The sequence below is a fragment of the Lysinibacillus sp. NPDC096382 genome (genome assembly GCF_044762845.1).
GTDB lineage: Bacteria > Bacillota > Bacilli > Bacillales_A > Planococcaceae > Lysinibacillus.
Genome location: NZ_JBIWFC010000031.1, coordinates 20,487 through 36,002, shown reverse-complemented (window position 1 = coordinate 36,002; position 15,516 = coordinate 20,487). Strand labels below are relative to the sequence as shown.

Below are 15,516 nucleotides of genomic sequence, written 5' to 3'. Positions count from 1 at the left end.
AGGCAAAATTAAAAATGAGTCCGGTGCAATACCGAACTCAATTTACCCAAGCTGCCTAATGAAATAACCGTGTCTAACTTTTAGGGGTCACTTCATTTCACATGAGAAGGTCTTTTTTGTGTACATATAATGATCGTTGCAAATGCTAATAATACAATTCCAGTAAATATAAAGCCGCTGACAATACCTAGTGAGAGCCATCCAAGTAATGAGGAACCTAGGACAACTCCTAGTGAAAAGAAGGCATAAAAATAACCATAGGCTTTTCCACGGATTTCAGCAGTCGTAGAGTCGATTAAAAGTGAATTTACTGATGGGAACAGGAAGCCAAAACCGATACCATAGCAGGCCATTGCAATATAAAGTAACGTACTTGAATCCGCCTGACTAATTAATAATTGACTGATCCCCATTAAACTTATACCAAGTGATAATGTTTTAATTGGTGCCACTCTATCGAAAATACGGTTAGTCGGTAAAATAAATACGAGTACAGCAATAATTCCGAATGTACTCATCAAAGTCCCGCTTAAACGTGAATCAAAGCCTAAAGATTGTACTTTTAGAGGAAGGAGATAGGCAATAACCCCTTGAGAAAACATTAAAAAGAATGCACTAGAGAAGGCTTTTAATGTACCTGTATTAGTAAAAAGTACATGATTAGGAATGTTTGTAATCGGTATAGATTTTTCTTTTTTTACTTGCTTTGATTTTAGTAAAAAGAAGGAAAATACACTCAACAAGAGCATAAAGCTTGCAGTTATATTAAAAACGAATGGTACGCTAGTACGACTCGCTAAAATGCCACTAAAGGCAGGGCCGATTATTGCGGCGATGCCAACAAAAGCTCCAGAGATAGCACTACCTTTACCTCTTTTTTCTTGTTCAGTTGCATTTGCTAAAAAGGTAAATGCAGCAGGAACAATTAAGCCCGCAACTAATCCATGTACAAAGCGCACTACTAATAGAACAATAGGATCTTCTACTAAATTATAAAGTGTAAGTGAAAGACCTGTTGTTAGTAGACCTAAGATTAAAATAACGAATGGTCCCTTACGATCCGTTAAAAAACCAGAGATAATATTACCAAATGTATTGGAAAGAGAATACATACCTACAGCCAAGCCAGTAAAGAAGGCTGATGCCCCTAAGGATTCAGCATATGTACTCATAATAGGAAGCTGGGTAAATAGGTCGAAAAATGACAAGAATATAATCAAATAGATAAGTTTCTTCATAGCTCCTCCGATGAAAAGTTATGTATTTAAAGATAGTCCAACACTGATTATACCATTCCCGACAAAAAAAGAACGCCTCATAAGTTTTTTAACTTATGAGGCGTTTCTGAATGATGAAAATTAAGCTTTAGCAACTTCTTTTTTCATTGTTTTATTTTTAGCAAGATTTACGTGCCAAGAAAGTGCTTCCTCTAAAATATGAGGTGTTTGATGGCCGCCAGTTGCTTCTAGAGCACGGTTATAGTAATCCCAAAGTTGTTCTTTGTAATCTGGGTGTGCACAGTTTTCGATAATTAAAGGTACACGCTCTTGTGGTGCAAGACCACGTAAGTCAGCAATACCTTGCTCAGTTACGATTACATCAACATCATGTTCAGTGTGGTCTACGTGAGAAACCATTGGCACGATTGAAGAGATAGCGCCGCCTTTTGCGTATGATTTAGTAACGAAAATACCTAGACGTGCGTTACGTGCAAAGTCACCTGAACCACCGATACCGTTCATCATACGAGTACCAGATACGTGTGTTGAGTTTACGTTGCCATAGATATCTAATTCAAGAGCAGTGTTGATTGAGATTAGACCCAAACGACGGATAAGCTCTGGGTGGTTAGAAATTTCTTGTGGACGTAAGCAAATTTTATCAGCGTATTTCTCTAGGTTGCCATATACTTTTTTCTGTAATTCTTCAGTCAGTGTAATTGAAGTAGCTGCTGCAAATTTAACTTTACCAGCATCAATTAAGTTGAATACAGCATCTTGAAGTACTTCAGAAGCAACAACTAAATCTTCAAATTCTGAATTTGCGAAGCCGTCAAGTACAGCGTTTGCAACAGAACCTACACCAGATTGTAATGGCATTAATTGTTTTGTTAAGCGACCAGCTTTAATTTCATCGCTGAAGAAGTCTAATAAAATGTTCGCCATTGTTTGTGTTTCTTCATCTGGCGGAACGATTAATGAAGGAGCATCTGGCTCTTCAGAAATAACAATCGCTTTAATTTTAGCTGGATCTACTTTAATACCGATGTCACCAATGCGTTGCATAGCATCAGTCATTGGGATTGCTTCACGTTGACCTTGCTCACCTGGTACATAGATATCGTGGATACCTATTAAAGCTTCTGGATGAGAGATATTTAATTCGACAATAATATTTTCAGCGTAATCAGCGAAGATTGGTGAGTTACCTACAGAGTTTGTTGGGATAATAAATCCATCTTCTGTAATAGCAACAGCTTCAAGAATTAAATATTTAATTGGTCCAATAATTCCTTGACGAACTAATTCAGCGTTATGTGAAAGATGAGCGTCAACATATAGGACATCACCTGAGTTAATTAAATTACGGATCGTTGCATCTCCTTGGAATGGTCCACGTTTGCGGATAACACCAGCATCAGCTAAGTATTTATCTACTTCAGGTCCTAAAGAAGCTCCTGTATATACATCAATTTTGAATTTTTCGTTTTTAGCGCGCTCTACTAAAGCCATAGGAACAACTTTTGCGTCCCCCGCACGAGTGAATCCACTCATACCAACTACATCACCATCTGAAATCAGTGCTGCAGCTTCTTCAGCAGTAACAATTTTACTTTCAAGTTCTTTTAAGCCTAGGCGTTTTTGAACATTTGCATCCATAAAAAAATCCTCCCCTAAAATGTTTGATGGAAACCGATTACAAAACTAGAAAAAACGTGTAAGAATTTTCTGTTTATTCAGTTGTAGTATGACTCCAACCATTTGAATAATACTATCACCAAATTGTCACAAAAACTTTAGAAATAGCATTAAATTGAGTAAAAAGAGGAAAAATGAGCATAAAAACGAATTTTTGACAGAGAAAACGGTTTAAAGTAGAGTTGCTTTATTTTTAGAGAGTTTATAACAATAATAATAAAGAAGTGATTTCCGTTCTGGCTATGCCTTTGTTGTTGCTGCCGCTTCGTTACACTGCGCTTTCGCACAGAGCAAAGCTTCCTGGGGCGTCCGATGAGCTTTAACCAATGTCATTTCAAACTATTGTGGTGAGGAACAGTAAGAAAAAAGTACAGCGAACAATCAAAATTGCTCGCTGTACTTTACAAAATTAGAAACCTAAAGAACGACGGAAGTAACTTGCATAGCGTTGGCTAACAGGAATACGGGTACCGTCTTTCATGATTAATAAAAACGTTGAATGTGAATCTGGTTGAATTTCATCAATGTAGTCAATGTTAACGATATAAGAGCGGTGACAACGTATAAATGAGTCAGGGGCTAAAAATAGCTCAAGATCACTTAGGTTTAAGCGGTGATATCCTTCACGACTCATTGTTTTAACAAATGTTTTTCGGAGCTGTGTTTCAAGATAAATGACCTGATCATGCTTGATTGGGTACCAACAATCGTCAATTTTGATTGTAATGTAATTCGTTAAAAATGCTGACGGCTTTTGTGGGAAGATTGCAGTGATAGCACCCTTTGTTTCCCCTTCTTCCATTAAAGGAATACTCATGCCGTAATAGGCTACTCCAAATACATCAGGTTCAATATAAGAGCTAATCTTTTGTCCATAGTTTAACGCTTTATGAGCCGCAGAGCCTTCTTTAATCGGGTCGCCAGGTTTAATTTTTAAATCAACTTTTTTACTCGGTTGGTAGTACAAGTATTCGTTTGTATCGGAAATTGCAATGGAAGTATTCTCAGGGAAGAACTCCTTAATAATTTCCATAATTTCTTCTATTTGTTTTGGTTCCAATTTTAACACCTCGTCTAAACTTTTAAAAATAGTATTATCATCTATTTTACTACATATTCGTATAAATTATATAGAGAAGATTTCGGAATAAAAAAGAGAAATGTCGATTGATGAAATATAAAGTTGTAAAATCCATTACATAATTTGTAACATATTTTAAATAATTACTAATTCATTTTAGTATGTATATGGTAAAATCTAAATATAGGTAAATAAGTTTACGAAGTTTCTACTATGTATATATGATAAATTAGAACTAGTGCGAGAGACAAAATGTGGTTGAAAGGAAATCGCAGAATATGGTAAAATTCACTTTATAGTCTATTTTTTTTGTAAACTAGTGGTTTAGTTGGGTTATTTTTAAGTTATATTCAATTATATAATTGTGAAATATGACTCAATTCATACAATTATTAAGGAAATACTATTTTCTTATATGAAATAGATAGGTGTCAAAAAATGTAAAAGCAATTCGTGCAATCTGAAGAAAGATGGGGAAGATTATGCAACTACATCAACATTCTATGTCAGAAACGATATCCAAAAGATACTTTCAAGAAATCGATAGTATTAATCAATACATCGGTATAGAAGAATTTTTTAATATTGAGTCGAAATTAATATTTGAAATTTACCATTTAGAATCGGCAAAAGCTAAAAAATCTTTGCATGAATTAATTGATATTCTTTCAATACGTTTTGGCAAACAAGTCATTAAAATTGTCCGAAGTTATTTTTCTGTTTTGTCGTCAATTGTTGCTCGTAAATTGCTAGACAATCAAGTTCCTTCGAAGAAAGCGTTTGCTTTTAACATTGCTTGTAATGATATGATCGAAAATCAAATGAAAGACGCAGAATTTTTACAATTCGCTGATGATTTAATCGATTTCTTTGTCTATTTTATTGCAGATCGCAAGCAACCGACTTTCCGTCACCAGACAGTTAATAAAGTAATTATGTATATAAATGATGAATTAGAAAATGACTTAACAGTGGAAAGTATCGCAAATAACTTCCATATTAGTACCAGTCACTTATCGCGTATTTTTAGAGAACATGTTGGTATTACACTAGTTGAATATCTAAATGTTCGTCGAGTAGAAGAGTCACAGTACTATCTAAGACACACTAATAAAAGTATTACTTCTATTTCAGATCAATTCCATTTCTGTAATCAAAGTTATTTTACCCGCATCTTTAAAAAATATACTGGGGTAACACCCAAACATTTCCGAGATGAACTACATCACCAGTTTTATCGTTTTGAGATGGCGGAATCAGAGCTTCAAAACGTCTAAAGTCAGAAGTATATCTAATATTGTTCACAATGGGTAATAAATAAGATTAATAAAAAGATGCGGACGCATTAGCGATGCTAAAGCTCGCATCTTTTTTATACTATGGAATAAGTAGCACTTGCTATTTGATAAAGATAGGCCAGATAATGTATACTTCATTTTAGTTGATAAATAATAGTAGGTGGAAAAATGAAAAATTTGAAGCTATTTTCAATGCTTGGACTCGCCGTTTTTGTTCTTAGTGGCTGTCAAGCTGTGCAAAACAAAGAAGGTTTTTTCTATAGTGTCTTTGTAAAACCAATGGAATTTTTATTAGAATTTTTCGGTAACACTTTTTCAGGTAGCTATGGTTTAGCAATCATTGCTATTACGGTCCTTATTCGTTTAATCTTAATGCCGATTATGTTAAAAAATTACCGTTCCCAGCAAAAGATGAAAATGAAAATGGATGCGTTTAAGCCTGAAATGGAAGCTGTTCAGAAAAAGATGAAGGAAGCAAAGACAAAAGAAGAGCAAACGCAGTATCAACAAGAAATGATGGCATTATATCAAAAACATGGTATCAATCCACTCAACATGGGCTGTTTACCAATGTTAATTCAAATGCCAATTATCATGGGTCTTTATTTCTCCATTTTATATTCTACAGACGTGAAAGCACACGAATTTTTATGGTTTAGCTTAGGTTCACCTGATATCGCTATGACAATTGTCGCGGGTCTTGTATATTTAGTTCAAGCACGTGTATCATTATGGACAGTACCAGAGCAACAAAAAGCACAAATGAAAATGTTTATTTATATTTCACCAATTATGATTGTCTTTATCTCGATGACATCTATGGCAGCCCTACCACTTTACTGGTCAGTCAGCGGTGCGTTGTTGATTATTCAAACATATATCGGTCGGAAATTTTATTCGGAGCATCCGGAAAAAGTAAACTAAAAAATAATCTTTGTCGAGGCGCCTATGTAGCCTCGATTTTTTTAGGAGGACAGCAAGATGAACATAAAGTTGCTATCATCTATTCTAGTCGCGATTTTTAGTATTGCGGCTATCGTATTTATTATCATGGGTAATTTTAATTTTGCAGTATTGGCAATGACTATTATGTTTGCCGTATCGAATGGCTTTAGGGCAAAAAGTTTTAAAGAGCAAGGTTATGTAAAAGAGGCAAAATGGATGAAGTACATGGCAATCTTTTTCTCAATTGCTTCTATAGTAGTGTTTATTATTATTCTCACAGACTAACAGAGTAAAATCAATTTGCCTTGGCATAGTTCCGTGACATCCGTCGGAGGCTTAAACTTCTTTCTGCAATTATTTTCTATAGCGACAGGTAAAGGTGTTTGATTGCGAAAAGAAGTTTAAAAATAATTGGTGAAAACCACACTCTAAATTGTGAACAGTGGTAAAATGAGACTATACCAATATAGTAAAAACTAGTATCGGTACTTACTGAAGGACTGTTCTTTCTACAATAGATTTAATTCTTTAAAAGAAAATCCTTACTATGTAGTACTGGATAACTTTAAAAGGGGTAAAAAATAGTGAAAAAGAAACGTTTACCACTCATCCTTGGTGCTGTAATCTCAGTGGCGCTTATTGTCTCTATTTTCGTAGTGTATAACTATAAAAATAAACTGGTAAGTAATGCATCAGATGAAGAAAAACAACAAACAGCAGAACCAACTAAAAAAGATCCAGCTGCAAAAGAAGAGCCGAAAAAAACAGCAGATAATCCTGTGAAGCCAGAGCAGAAGACAGATAAAAATGGCTATGTACCAAATCAAACATTACCAACTGAGCCGACATATATTAAAGGTATTTTATTAGCGAATAAAATATATCCGCTACCATCTACCTTTGCGCCTGAAGAAAATCCTGAGGCACGTCAAGCTCTAAACAAAATGTTTGCGGCAGCAAAACAACAAGGTTTTGATTTAGTTGCATTTAGCGGCTATCGATCTTTTGAATATCAAACAACATTATATAATAACTATGCTAAACGTGATGGGCAAGCTGCTGCTGATCGCTATAGTGCTCGACCAGGTTATTCAGAACATCAAACAGGTTTGGCCTTTGATATAGGGGAAAACGGCAAAAATAGTTTATGGCTAACTGAAGAATTCGGTGAGACGCCAGCTGGACAATGGTTATTTACGCATGCTCAAGACTACGGCTTTATTTTACGATTCCCCAAAAATAAAGAAGATATCACAGGTTATATGTATGAGTCATGGCACTATCGTTATGTTGGTGTAGACATAGCAAAAGACATAAAAAAACAAAATATTACCCTAGAAGAATATTTAGGTGTGAAATAAAAAAGGGAAGAGAGTTGTTCATAATTAATGAACTAGCTCTCTTCCTTTTTTACATTCTACAAGATAGGTGTTAATAAACGTGAAATTGATTCTTTAAATTTAATCAGTGCAGAACGATTTTTGTACATTTCCCAAGTTAATTCAGTACAATCAAAAATATCTTTTTCGAACAGCTCGGCAAGCTGATGTGAAATCGTTGAGTCATAGATAAATGCATTAATTTCAAAATTCAAACTGAAACTTCGTACGTCAAGGTTTGCAGTTCCGACTGTAGATGCTTCATCATCAATAATAATTGCTTTAGCATGAATAAAGCCCTTCTCGTAAATATAAACTTTTGCACCTGCACGCAATAATTGTCCTACGTATGAGTATGTAGCCCAATAAACAAACATATGATCAGGCTTATTCGGAATCATGATCCTTACATCTATACCTGAAAGCGTCGCAATTTTAATAGCTTCTAAAAAACTGACATCGGGTATGAAATATGGCGTTTGGATATATATATATTTTTTCGCCATATTAATAAGCTTTAAATAACCAATTTTAATTTGTTCCCATTCAGAGTCAGGGCCACTAGACACGATTTGTAAGCCCACATCACCTTTTTTCGGAATAGCGGGGAAGTAACGGTCGGAATAACCCATTTTATGTTGTGCACAAGCTTGATTCCAATCAAGTAAAAAGCGTGTTTGTAATGGATGTACGGCACTACCCTCAATACGTAAATGTGTATCTCGCCAATAGCCAAATTTCTTTTGTAGACCAAGATACTCATCCCCGACATTAAAGCCCCCGATGTAACCAATACGGCCATCAATCACAACAATTTTCCGGTGATTTCTAAAATTTAAACGAGGGTTTATAAGTGGGAAAATAGATGGGAAAAATACTTCGATTTCACCGCCTGCATTAAGCAATTCTTTGAAATGGCGTTTTTTAACGTTGCGTGAGCCCATTTCATCATATAAGATTCTTACCTTAACCCCTTGTTTTGCTTTTTTTATAAGTTTATCAATAATGTTTTTACCTAAGTTATCTAGACGGAAAATATAATATTGAACGTGAATATGATCTTTTGCTACCTCAATATCTTTCAGAAGTTGCTCAAATTTATTTGCGCCATCATCAAAAATATCAATGTGGTTGTCCTGTGTTAATACTGCATTATTTGTTTTAAGATGCATATAAATCATTTCTTTATAATTTTCCGCATTTTCTATACGAAACTCGAACGTACCATCTCGGATCGCTTCTGTCTGATAGCTAATGAGGTTATCGATACCAATATCCTTGCGTCCTTCCCAACGGAATAAATGCTTTCTCCGTAATTGTCGTCCGAATAGCAAGTATAAAATAAACCCACCTAAAGGAATGAAAAATAGTACGAGAATCCATGCCCATGTAGAAGTGGCATCTTTACGCTCTAAAAAAATTATGACCAATGCTGCTAAAATATTGATAAACATAATCAAAGATACTAGAAATCCAAAGTCAGTAAAAATACTCATTTCTACACCTGCCTTTACTATATTTTCGCAATATATCTAGTATAGCTTACTTTATATGTGGAAAGAAGATACGAATTTTGTTAGTAAGCATGGAAAAGGATTACCTCCGAAACTAGCGAGGTAATCCAAAATCAATTTCGCCTTTCCGTAATTGTTGTAAGCTGCCGCTACATTTTTCGAATGAGGATCAATAATGCTCCCATTGAAATAAAATATCAGAAAAATCCCTTTGAAGAAGCTTCTCTCGATTAATAAAAAACTTCCCAACGCCGCTATCCGCCCACATAATACCGATTTCATCATTAGAGTCGATTTGGAGTAACAATACATCATACCGTTTAAGGAGCTGCGATCCGCGACGGATATCTTCCTCTAAAAAATAGGCATAACCACCGATTTTAGCTCCAGCCCCTAAGAAATATTGAAGATAAATCTCTCGTAAATCAACATCTTGTGATGAAGGAATTAAGTTTGGTAAATAATGTATCGCACGATAATCTAAAGCAGATACAGGTTCTTGGATCGCTTGAAATTGTAATGCTAACTCCTGGCGGATAGGGAAACTGTCATCTGCTGTTTGTGCTAAAAACTCCTGTCTAGGGACCGTCGCTTCAAAATTTACAGTAGGATAAAAACGTATTTTATAAAATTGCTGGAAAATATCCTCATGATAATGATCAGCATTCACGAAAATATTAGATGAAATAAAAAATTGCAAAATACCCTGAGATGGGAAATCCTTTAGTGGTGGCATTTCTGCAAAGTTAATTTGAGCTAATAGCCGCATAGGCTCACCTGTAATATCTTTTGGATATGTTTGATAATAGGGTATATAAGGCTCCCCAGCAAATTTACTTTCTGTTAACGTAGTTGAACGTTTATATGGCGTGATAACCATCGCGGAAAGTAGTGTGTCTTCAATTTCAAAACGAAACGATTCTAGCTCTTTTGGAAGTAAAAGATTTGTTATTTTGTTCATGCAGAGCCCTCCGATATTCTGCTATAACTTCTTTTAGCAGGATGTCTTTTAACCGAAAGCGTAGCGACAGGTACAGATGTCTATTGACCGAAAGCGTAGCGATAGGTACAGATGTCTTCCACCTCTATAGGTGGTAAATGAATGCGGTTTTAAGTCATTTTTCAGCAGGAAATCATCCGCTGAAATAGAGGAACTCAGTCTAAGAACGCCACGTCCGTGGCAACGACTGAGTGACCAACATCTTGCTGTTATTGCCGCTTCGCTTTCGCACAGTCAAAAAAACATTGCTGACGCAGCGTTAGCACTACGCTTTCGTGCAAAAAACATCTGTTGGCCCAAAGCCTCCGGCGGATGTCACGGAAATCGGAAAGGAGTTCACATAGAAAGTTAGCCGTTATCGATCCATGCGATAAAACGGATAACTGACCTGCGTCATGTTGTTGCCGCTGCCGCTTCGCTTTCGCGCAGATAAAACCCTTTTGCCGCTGCCGCTTCGCTTTCGCGCAGATAAAACCCTTTTGCCGCTGCCGCTTCGCTTTCGTACAAAGCCGATTCCGGACGCAATTACGCCGAGGCCTAATTAATGGGTCCAATATTTCTTGTGTTGTTCTATAAACTTCGAATTACTATTAAGTTACGGCTTTTTATCAATAAATTATTCAAGTCGTAAAGATTTATTTGATGCCTTAAAAATAAATATTAAAGTTATTGAAACGAATGCTACTGCTGCTGCAGTATAATAGCCTAGACTAGATTGCATCGTAAATAGCCAAGTGAAGAATAGTGGACCTAGTATGCGTCCTAGGTTATCCATTGAATAAGAAAGACCTGCAGCAGTCCCGTATTGACCACCAGATTCTTTGGTCGAAAGAGATACGACACATGTTCTTGCAAGCGCATTTCCCGCTGTGAAAACACAAAGGGCAAAACCCGCCATAATTAAATTAGCTGTTAAAGTGAATAAAAGCATACCCGTAGCTGTGACAATTTGTGCACCTATTAACCAAGTTGTCTCGCTGCCATTTTTAATACGTCTAACAACACCGCCTTGAATAGCTGCATCTACAAAGCCACTAAACATAAACAAATAACCAATTTGTAACGGTGTGATTTGTATTCGATCAATTTGGAATAACTGGAACGTTGCTTCTACTCCGGCCAGCATAAAAGTTACTAAAAACGAGAACATAAATAAATATCGCACACGGTACTGCAGCATTTTGGCCGCACCCTTTGGCACGATGGTACGTTTATTTGTATCTTTTCGTTTTGTAGGTTCTTTTAAAACAAAACTTGCATAAATAAATAATAGTGCAATTAGTGTTGCAGAAGCGACAAATGGTAGTTGCAGGCTATAGTGTCCGAGCATACCGCCAATTGCAGGACCAAAAATAAAACCGAGCCCGATGGACATGCCCATGAAACCCATATATTTATTGCGATCCTCCTCACTCGACATATCTCCTACAAAGCCTGTCACAGATGTGTATAGTGCGCCAGAGAATAAACCGCCCACAACACGTGAGAAGTACAACATTGCTAAATTATCAATAAATAAAGAGAAAATAACAAAGCTTAAGCTAAAACCAGCTAGGCCTATTAATATAAGTTGTTTACGACCTACCTTATCGGACAGCATACCCCAAAATGGTGCAGTGAAAAAACTTGCAAGCGAGTACACTGTAAGTAGGCCACCTACGTGTAAATCATCCCAATTTTGCTGAACTACAACCTCGGGTAAGACCGGTATAATAATCCCGAATCCTAGGTAGACGAGGAATTGAACAGACATTAATAAAAAAATTGCCTTTTTCATACAGTACCCTGCTTTCATACGATATTTTAGTATGTATATTCTACCTCTCTTGTTATTGTTATTACAAGAAAACGGAAGACAAAACAATTTAAGTGCTTAATGGCCCATTACTAAAAGTAGGGGATGACATTTGCTAAGGTGCATACCATGTTAAGTGATTAGAGTTTATACTTGGAAACTTCTTGGGGAAAGTGCAGTAGAGAAAAGAGGCTAAAACAATGTATAAAAAACGGCAGACTGTTAACAATGAAATTATATTGATACTAAAAATTAATAACGAGCTATAAAGTAACTAAATGGACTCATTCCATTTTTAATTTTTTGTATCGATTGTCGCATAATGTATTAAATTATCTCTGGGATATACCACTAGAGGGTATATTGGTATTTTGATTTTTTATGTTTAATTTTTGCTATTTAGTGGTAAATAAGTTTATAGAGAATTACATTTATTAACATGTTATAGTTGATGATAAGATGGTAAATAGTATGTTAAGGAAAAATTTACATTGTAACAGAAATGAAAAATTTTAAAGCAGAGTTAAATGGTATGATAGAAAGAGATTAACTCGTCAGACATCATACACTGCAAAAATGAAACTTTTTTGGAAATATAACGTTATATAACTTGGAGGAAAGATTGAGGTGGAATGTATGAAAAAAGAAGTAGATTTGAAAAAGATCGTTTCGAATTTATCTAAGTTGGGTGTAACAGCCACTGTAACAAAGTCTCGACTTGAACTTTTAAAAGTGCTCACACCACCAACGCAAACTCCGCAAGTTCAAGCTTAACTCGTTCAAATGAAAATGGGTAGTCTCGTAATTGAGACTACCCATTTTTTATATTCATCATTAATCATCATCATCGTGAGTAGTAAACATGTAAGTACGATAGTGGAAACGCATACTGAAAACAAGACCGATGGCTAGCGAGTTCCCCATTAATGAACTTCCCCCATAACTGATAAACGGTAGGGGAATACCGGTAATAGGTAAAAGTTGAATAGTCATACCGATATTTTCAAGTACGTGGAATGTAATCATTGCAATAATACCGGCACATACATATGTTGAGAATGGATCTTTCAATAATAGTGTAGTTTTTGTTAAATGATAGATTAATAAAAAGAACATACAAATAACGATACTAGCACCAATAAAACCCCATTCTTCTCCGATAACCGTAAAAATAAAATCGGTATGATTTTCGGCAACGTAAACCTCACGACCGCGGAAACCTTTTCCGAAAATTTCACCTGAACCAATAGCGTTTAAGGAAGTAATTAAATGGTATCCATCACTAGAAGAATATGAATATGGATCTAGCCAAGAATAGATTCGAGCAAACTGATATGGTTTAAAGCCGAATGTTTTCTCTAAAAAACTCTGCATATAGAGCGCCATCCATAAAAGAGAACCACCTACTAAAGCGCCACCTATAAAAGTGGGTAAAATAATTTTCCATGATATACCTGCTACAATAACAACAGCAGCTGTAATGGCAAAGAATACTAATGCTGAACCAAGGTCAGGCTGCTTCATTATAAGAGCTAAAGGTAGTAACAGTGTAGCAGCGATTTTACCTAGCAATATGAAGTCTGTTTTTACTGATCTAAAAGAATAAACCTCGTTATGCTTACTAATAAGTCGAGCAAGTGCTAGAATGTAAAAGGTTTTCATAAACTCAGAGGGTTGAATATTCCCTAGAGGTGTATGATACCAGCTTTTTGCACCATTAATTTTTTCACCGATTTGTCCTGTTCCTTCTGGCATGAAGATAAGTAGTACTAATAAGACGATGCCTGCACCGTACATATACCAAGACATTTTTTTATATTGGTCAGGTTCAAAAAACATAACTATTCCAATAATTACTGAGCAAATGACGTACCATCGCAATTGTAAAGGAACATAGTTAACGCCATACTGACCTGATGTTTGCGCCGACGCAATGGCTAACAAACTTATGACTAGGAAGGTTAAAAGTATAAAAGCGAGCGTCCAGTCAAAACGATTCGCGAAATTTCGTTTATTTTCCATACAAGCCACCTAAATTAATATAGTATCTCTTCATGAGTAAATTTGATTCAAATTAATTCCAATTCAATATGCTATCAAATATATTTAACTTCTTTCAACAAAAGTCTCCTACTTCTTTCGGTGGTGAAATGCATGCGGATTTAAGCTACTTTTCAAATACCTGCGAAAGAAGTTGAATCGGAAATGAGCTCTTTGTCCAAGCACAAAGCTGATTCCGGACGTAATTATGCCACGGCATAAATTGATAAGGAGTTATTCACCTTAGGTCAAGAGGTAAATATTGATGCCGAAGTAAGTGTGTTAACGATGAGGTTCGATGCTTGCTTTTGGCTTAGAATCCTCGCAGTTATTTGTAAAAATGAATAGAATTATATTCTTAAAAATTTGTTCATTCAGAGTGGTTAAAAACAGATATACAACAGCATCTTTAACATTCATATTATACCTTAAAAAACATTTTTACGCCTGTGAATATTGTTATGACGATTATTAACATAAAATGTTTCAAAAAATTCATGTTTAGTTTTATAATGTAGTGAAGAATGGGGTGATGGTTGTGGCTAAAAAATTAAAGTCAGCTGACGATTTTATGTATCATGTTTATGTTCATATGAATGATGTCGATAAATTTGTTATTTTTAGCGGGCTTAAATTCTCGCAATTTGTGGCTGCACTTGAACCACTGCATCACTTACTGTTATTGAAACATTCCTATGAAGATGGTTCCTTTAATATGCATACACAGTTTGATTATGTACCAGAGGAGGAAGTACCTCAGTTTGTAAAGAAAGCTACTGAATCCAAAGAATTATGTTGGATAGACTTTATGGATGAGAAGAGGCTAGACCAACTAACACCGATGGAACAAGGAGAATTGCTTTACATAAGTCATAAAAAGGAACCGATAACTTCACCATTTTTTAATAAATTGCAAAATCAATTTGTTTACTATTCTTCAGATTTAGAGAAAATGACTAAAATTTATTTTCGCCATTTAAGTGATTTCGATTTACTCATTGCGAATGTTTTGAACAGTTTGATTCGTGAAAAGGAGCGTAGCACTGGTTTTTGGCGACGGAAAGTGAAATCGAGTATTCCTTCTATTTCACCTGAATTTTTGCGTGCCTATCGTTCTTTTACTAAAGACGGAGCACTGTTATCATTGTATCGAATTGAAAAGCCTAAAGTAGCTTACGGTATCGAAATTCGCAATCTGTCAGAATACTCCTTTCCTGATGAGGTATGGGATGATTTAAATACAATTTTGAAAAATGAGCACGATGAATTGATTTATATTATTTAACTTCTTTCAGCGGGTACCCTTGAAATAGAGGAACTCAGTCTAAGGACACCACATCCTGTGTCAACGACTGAGTGACCAACATCATACCGCTATAAAGCATCTGTTGGCCTATGCACAAAGCTGATTCCTGACGCAATTATGCCTAGGCATAATTGATCTATTCATTTGTATGTAGAATGAATATACACTAAATCTCACCGTCAAAAATACGGTGAGATTTTTATCTTCAGTCAGTTTTGTGTAGCGAAAGCAAAGCGTCAG

General features: G+C 35.6%; 14 protein-coding genes. 6 read left to right on the top strand and 8 right to left on the bottom strand.

Features of this window, described 5'->3' with window-relative positions; translation table 11 throughout:
• Nucleotides 1-92 precede the first annotated feature (92 nt).
• The 3 genes from ACIQZA_RS24870 to ACIQZA_RS24860 form a co-directional block, all read right to left on the bottom strand.
• Nucleotides 93-1,238, bottom strand: coding sequence for an MFS transporter (locus ACIQZA_RS24870; protein WP_402884515.1), 1,146 nt, complete (start codon nucleotides 1,236-1,238; stop codon nucleotides 93-95).
• Between the two features lie 120 nt (nucleotides 1,239-1,358).
• Nucleotides 1,359-2,879 (bottom strand): succinyl-CoA:acetate CoA-transferase ScpC, encoded by a 1,521-nt coding sequence (gene scpC / locus ACIQZA_RS24865; protein ID WP_142508513.1) that lies wholly within the window; start codon nucleotides 2,877-2,879, stop codon nucleotides 1,359-1,361.
• 448 nt (nucleotides 2,880-3,327) lie between these two features.
• Nucleotides 3,328-3,978 (bottom strand): LytTR family DNA-binding domain-containing protein, encoded by a 651-nt coding sequence (locus ACIQZA_RS24860; RefSeq protein ID WP_132361594.1) that lies wholly within the window; start codon nucleotides 3,976-3,978, stop codon nucleotides 3,328-3,330.
• 503 nt (nucleotides 3,979-4,481) lie between these two features.
• On the opposite strand from ACIQZA_RS24860, the gene ACIQZA_RS24855 reads away from it, so the two are divergent.
• The 4 genes from ACIQZA_RS24855 to ACIQZA_RS24840 all read left to right on the top strand — a co-directional run bounded on the left by ACIQZA_RS24855 (nucleotide 4,482) and on the right by ACIQZA_RS24840 (nucleotide 7,603).
• Entirely contained in the window at nucleotides 4,482-5,276 is a 795-nt protein-coding gene (locus ACIQZA_RS24855) for a helix-turn-helix transcriptional regulator (protein WP_400941644.1), read from the top strand.
• 189 nt (nucleotides 5,277-5,465) lie between these two features.
• Entirely contained in the window at nucleotides 5,466-6,221 is a 756-nt protein-coding gene (gene yidC / locus ACIQZA_RS24850) for a membrane protein insertase YidC (RefSeq protein ID WP_323654700.1), read from the top strand.
• Between the two features lie 57 nt (nucleotides 6,222-6,278).
• Nucleotides 6,279-6,527: a hypothetical protein gene (locus ACIQZA_RS24845; RefSeq protein WP_402884512.1), complete on the top strand. Its 249-nt coding sequence runs from the start codon at nucleotides 6,279-6,281 to the stop codon at nucleotides 6,525-6,527.
• 299 nt (nucleotides 6,528-6,826) lie between these two features.
• Entirely contained in the window at nucleotides 6,827-7,603 is a 777-nt protein-coding gene (locus ACIQZA_RS24840) for a M15 family metallopeptidase (RefSeq protein ID WP_400941639.1), read from the top strand.
• 56 nt (nucleotides 7,604-7,659) lie between these two features.
• Here the strand turns inward: ACIQZA_RS24840 and cls are convergent, their stop codons facing one another.
• From cls to ACIQZA_RS24820, 4 genes are all read right to left on the bottom strand, one after another.
• The gene (gene cls, locus ACIQZA_RS24835; RefSeq protein WP_400941637.1) at nucleotides 7,660-9,117 is read right to left on the bottom strand and encodes a cardiolipin synthase; all 1,458 of its coding nucleotides are present in this window, start codon (nucleotides 9,115-9,117) and stop codon (nucleotides 7,660-7,662) included.
• A gap of 187 nt (nucleotides 9,118-9,304) precedes the next feature.
• Complete coding sequence (locus tag ACIQZA_RS24830) at nucleotides 9,305-10,096, bottom strand: YwqG family protein (protein WP_400941635.1); 792 nt, start codon at nucleotides 10,094-10,096, stop codon at nucleotides 9,305-9,307.
• A gap of 432 nt (nucleotides 10,097-10,528) precedes the next feature.
• Entirely contained in the window at nucleotides 10,529-10,660 is a 132-nt protein-coding gene (locus ACIQZA_RS24825) for a hypothetical protein (RefSeq protein WP_403009998.1), read from the bottom strand.
• Nucleotides 10,661-10,751: 91 nt separating this feature from the next.
• The gene (locus tag ACIQZA_RS24820) at nucleotides 10,752-11,912 is read right to left on the bottom strand and encodes an MFS transporter (protein ID WP_402884511.1); all 1,161 of its coding nucleotides are present in this window, start codon (nucleotides 11,910-11,912) and stop codon (nucleotides 10,752-10,754) included.
• A gap of 654 nt (nucleotides 11,913-12,566) precedes the next feature.
• Between ACIQZA_RS24820 and ACIQZA_RS24815 the strand changes: the two genes are divergently transcribed.
• The gene (locus ACIQZA_RS24815) at nucleotides 12,567-12,704 is read left to right on the top strand and encodes an Lmo0850 family protein (RefSeq protein WP_166672133.1); all 138 of its coding nucleotides are present in this window, start codon (nucleotides 12,567-12,569) and stop codon (nucleotides 12,702-12,704) included.
• Nucleotides 12,705-12,764: 60 nt separating this feature from the next.
• On the opposite strand, the gene ACIQZA_RS24810 is transcribed toward ACIQZA_RS24815, so the two are convergent.
• Nucleotides 12,765-13,952 (bottom strand): FtsW/RodA/SpoVE family cell cycle protein, encoded by a 1,188-nt coding sequence (locus ACIQZA_RS24810; protein ID WP_400941629.1) that lies wholly within the window; start codon nucleotides 13,950-13,952, stop codon nucleotides 12,765-12,767.
• A gap of 550 nt (nucleotides 13,953-14,502) precedes the next feature.
• Here ACIQZA_RS24810 and ACIQZA_RS24805 point away from each other — a divergent pair.
• Nucleotides 14,503-15,255, top strand: a complete 753-nt coding sequence (locus ACIQZA_RS24805; RefSeq protein WP_132361612.1) for a hypothetical protein — start codon at nucleotides 14,503-14,505, stop codon at nucleotides 15,253-15,255.
• Nucleotides 15,256-15,516: the final 261 nt, after the last annotated feature.

Bases quoted from the DNA above. Each gene is read 5' to 3' on its own strand.
- ACIQZA_RS24805 (WP_132361612.1), top strand. From the start codon at position 14,503: ATGGTTGTGGCTAAAAAATTAAAGTCAGCTGACGATTTTATGTATCAT.
- ACIQZA_RS24820 (WP_402884511.1), bottom strand. From the start codon at position 11,912: ATGAAAAAGGCAATTTTTTTATTAATGTCTGTTCAATTCCTCGTCTAC.
- ACIQZA_RS24870 (WP_402884515.1), bottom strand. From the start codon at position 1,238: ATGAAGAAACTTATCTATTTGATTATATTCTTGTCATTTTTCGACCTA.
- ACIQZA_RS24830 (WP_400941635.1), bottom strand. From the start codon at position 10,096: ATGAACAAAATAACAAATCTTTTACTTCCAAAAGAGCTAGAATCGTTT.
- yidC (WP_323654700.1), top strand. From the start codon at position 5,466: ATGAAAAATTTGAAGCTATTTTCAATGCTTGGACTCGCCGTTTTTGTT.
- cls (WP_400941637.1), bottom strand. From the start codon at position 9,117: ATGAGTATTTTTACTGACTTTGGATTTCTAGTATCTTTGATTATGTTT.
- ACIQZA_RS24845 (WP_402884512.1), top strand. From the start codon at position 6,279: ATGAACATAAAGTTGCTATCATCTATTCTAGTCGCGATTTTTAGTATT.
- ACIQZA_RS24810 (WP_400941629.1), bottom strand. From the start codon at position 13,952: ATGGAAAATAAACGAAATTTCGCGAATCGTTTTGACTGGACGCTCGCT.
- ACIQZA_RS24815 (WP_166672133.1), top strand. From the start codon at position 12,567: ATGAAAAAAGAAGTAGATTTGAAAAAGATCGTTTCGAATTTATCTAAG.
- ACIQZA_RS24855 (WP_400941644.1), top strand. From the start codon at position 4,482: ATGCAACTACATCAACATTCTATGTCAGAAACGATATCCAAAAGATAC.
- scpC (WP_142508513.1), bottom strand. From the start codon at position 2,879: ATGGATGCAAATGTTCAAAAACGCCTAGGCTTAAAAGAACTTGAAAGT.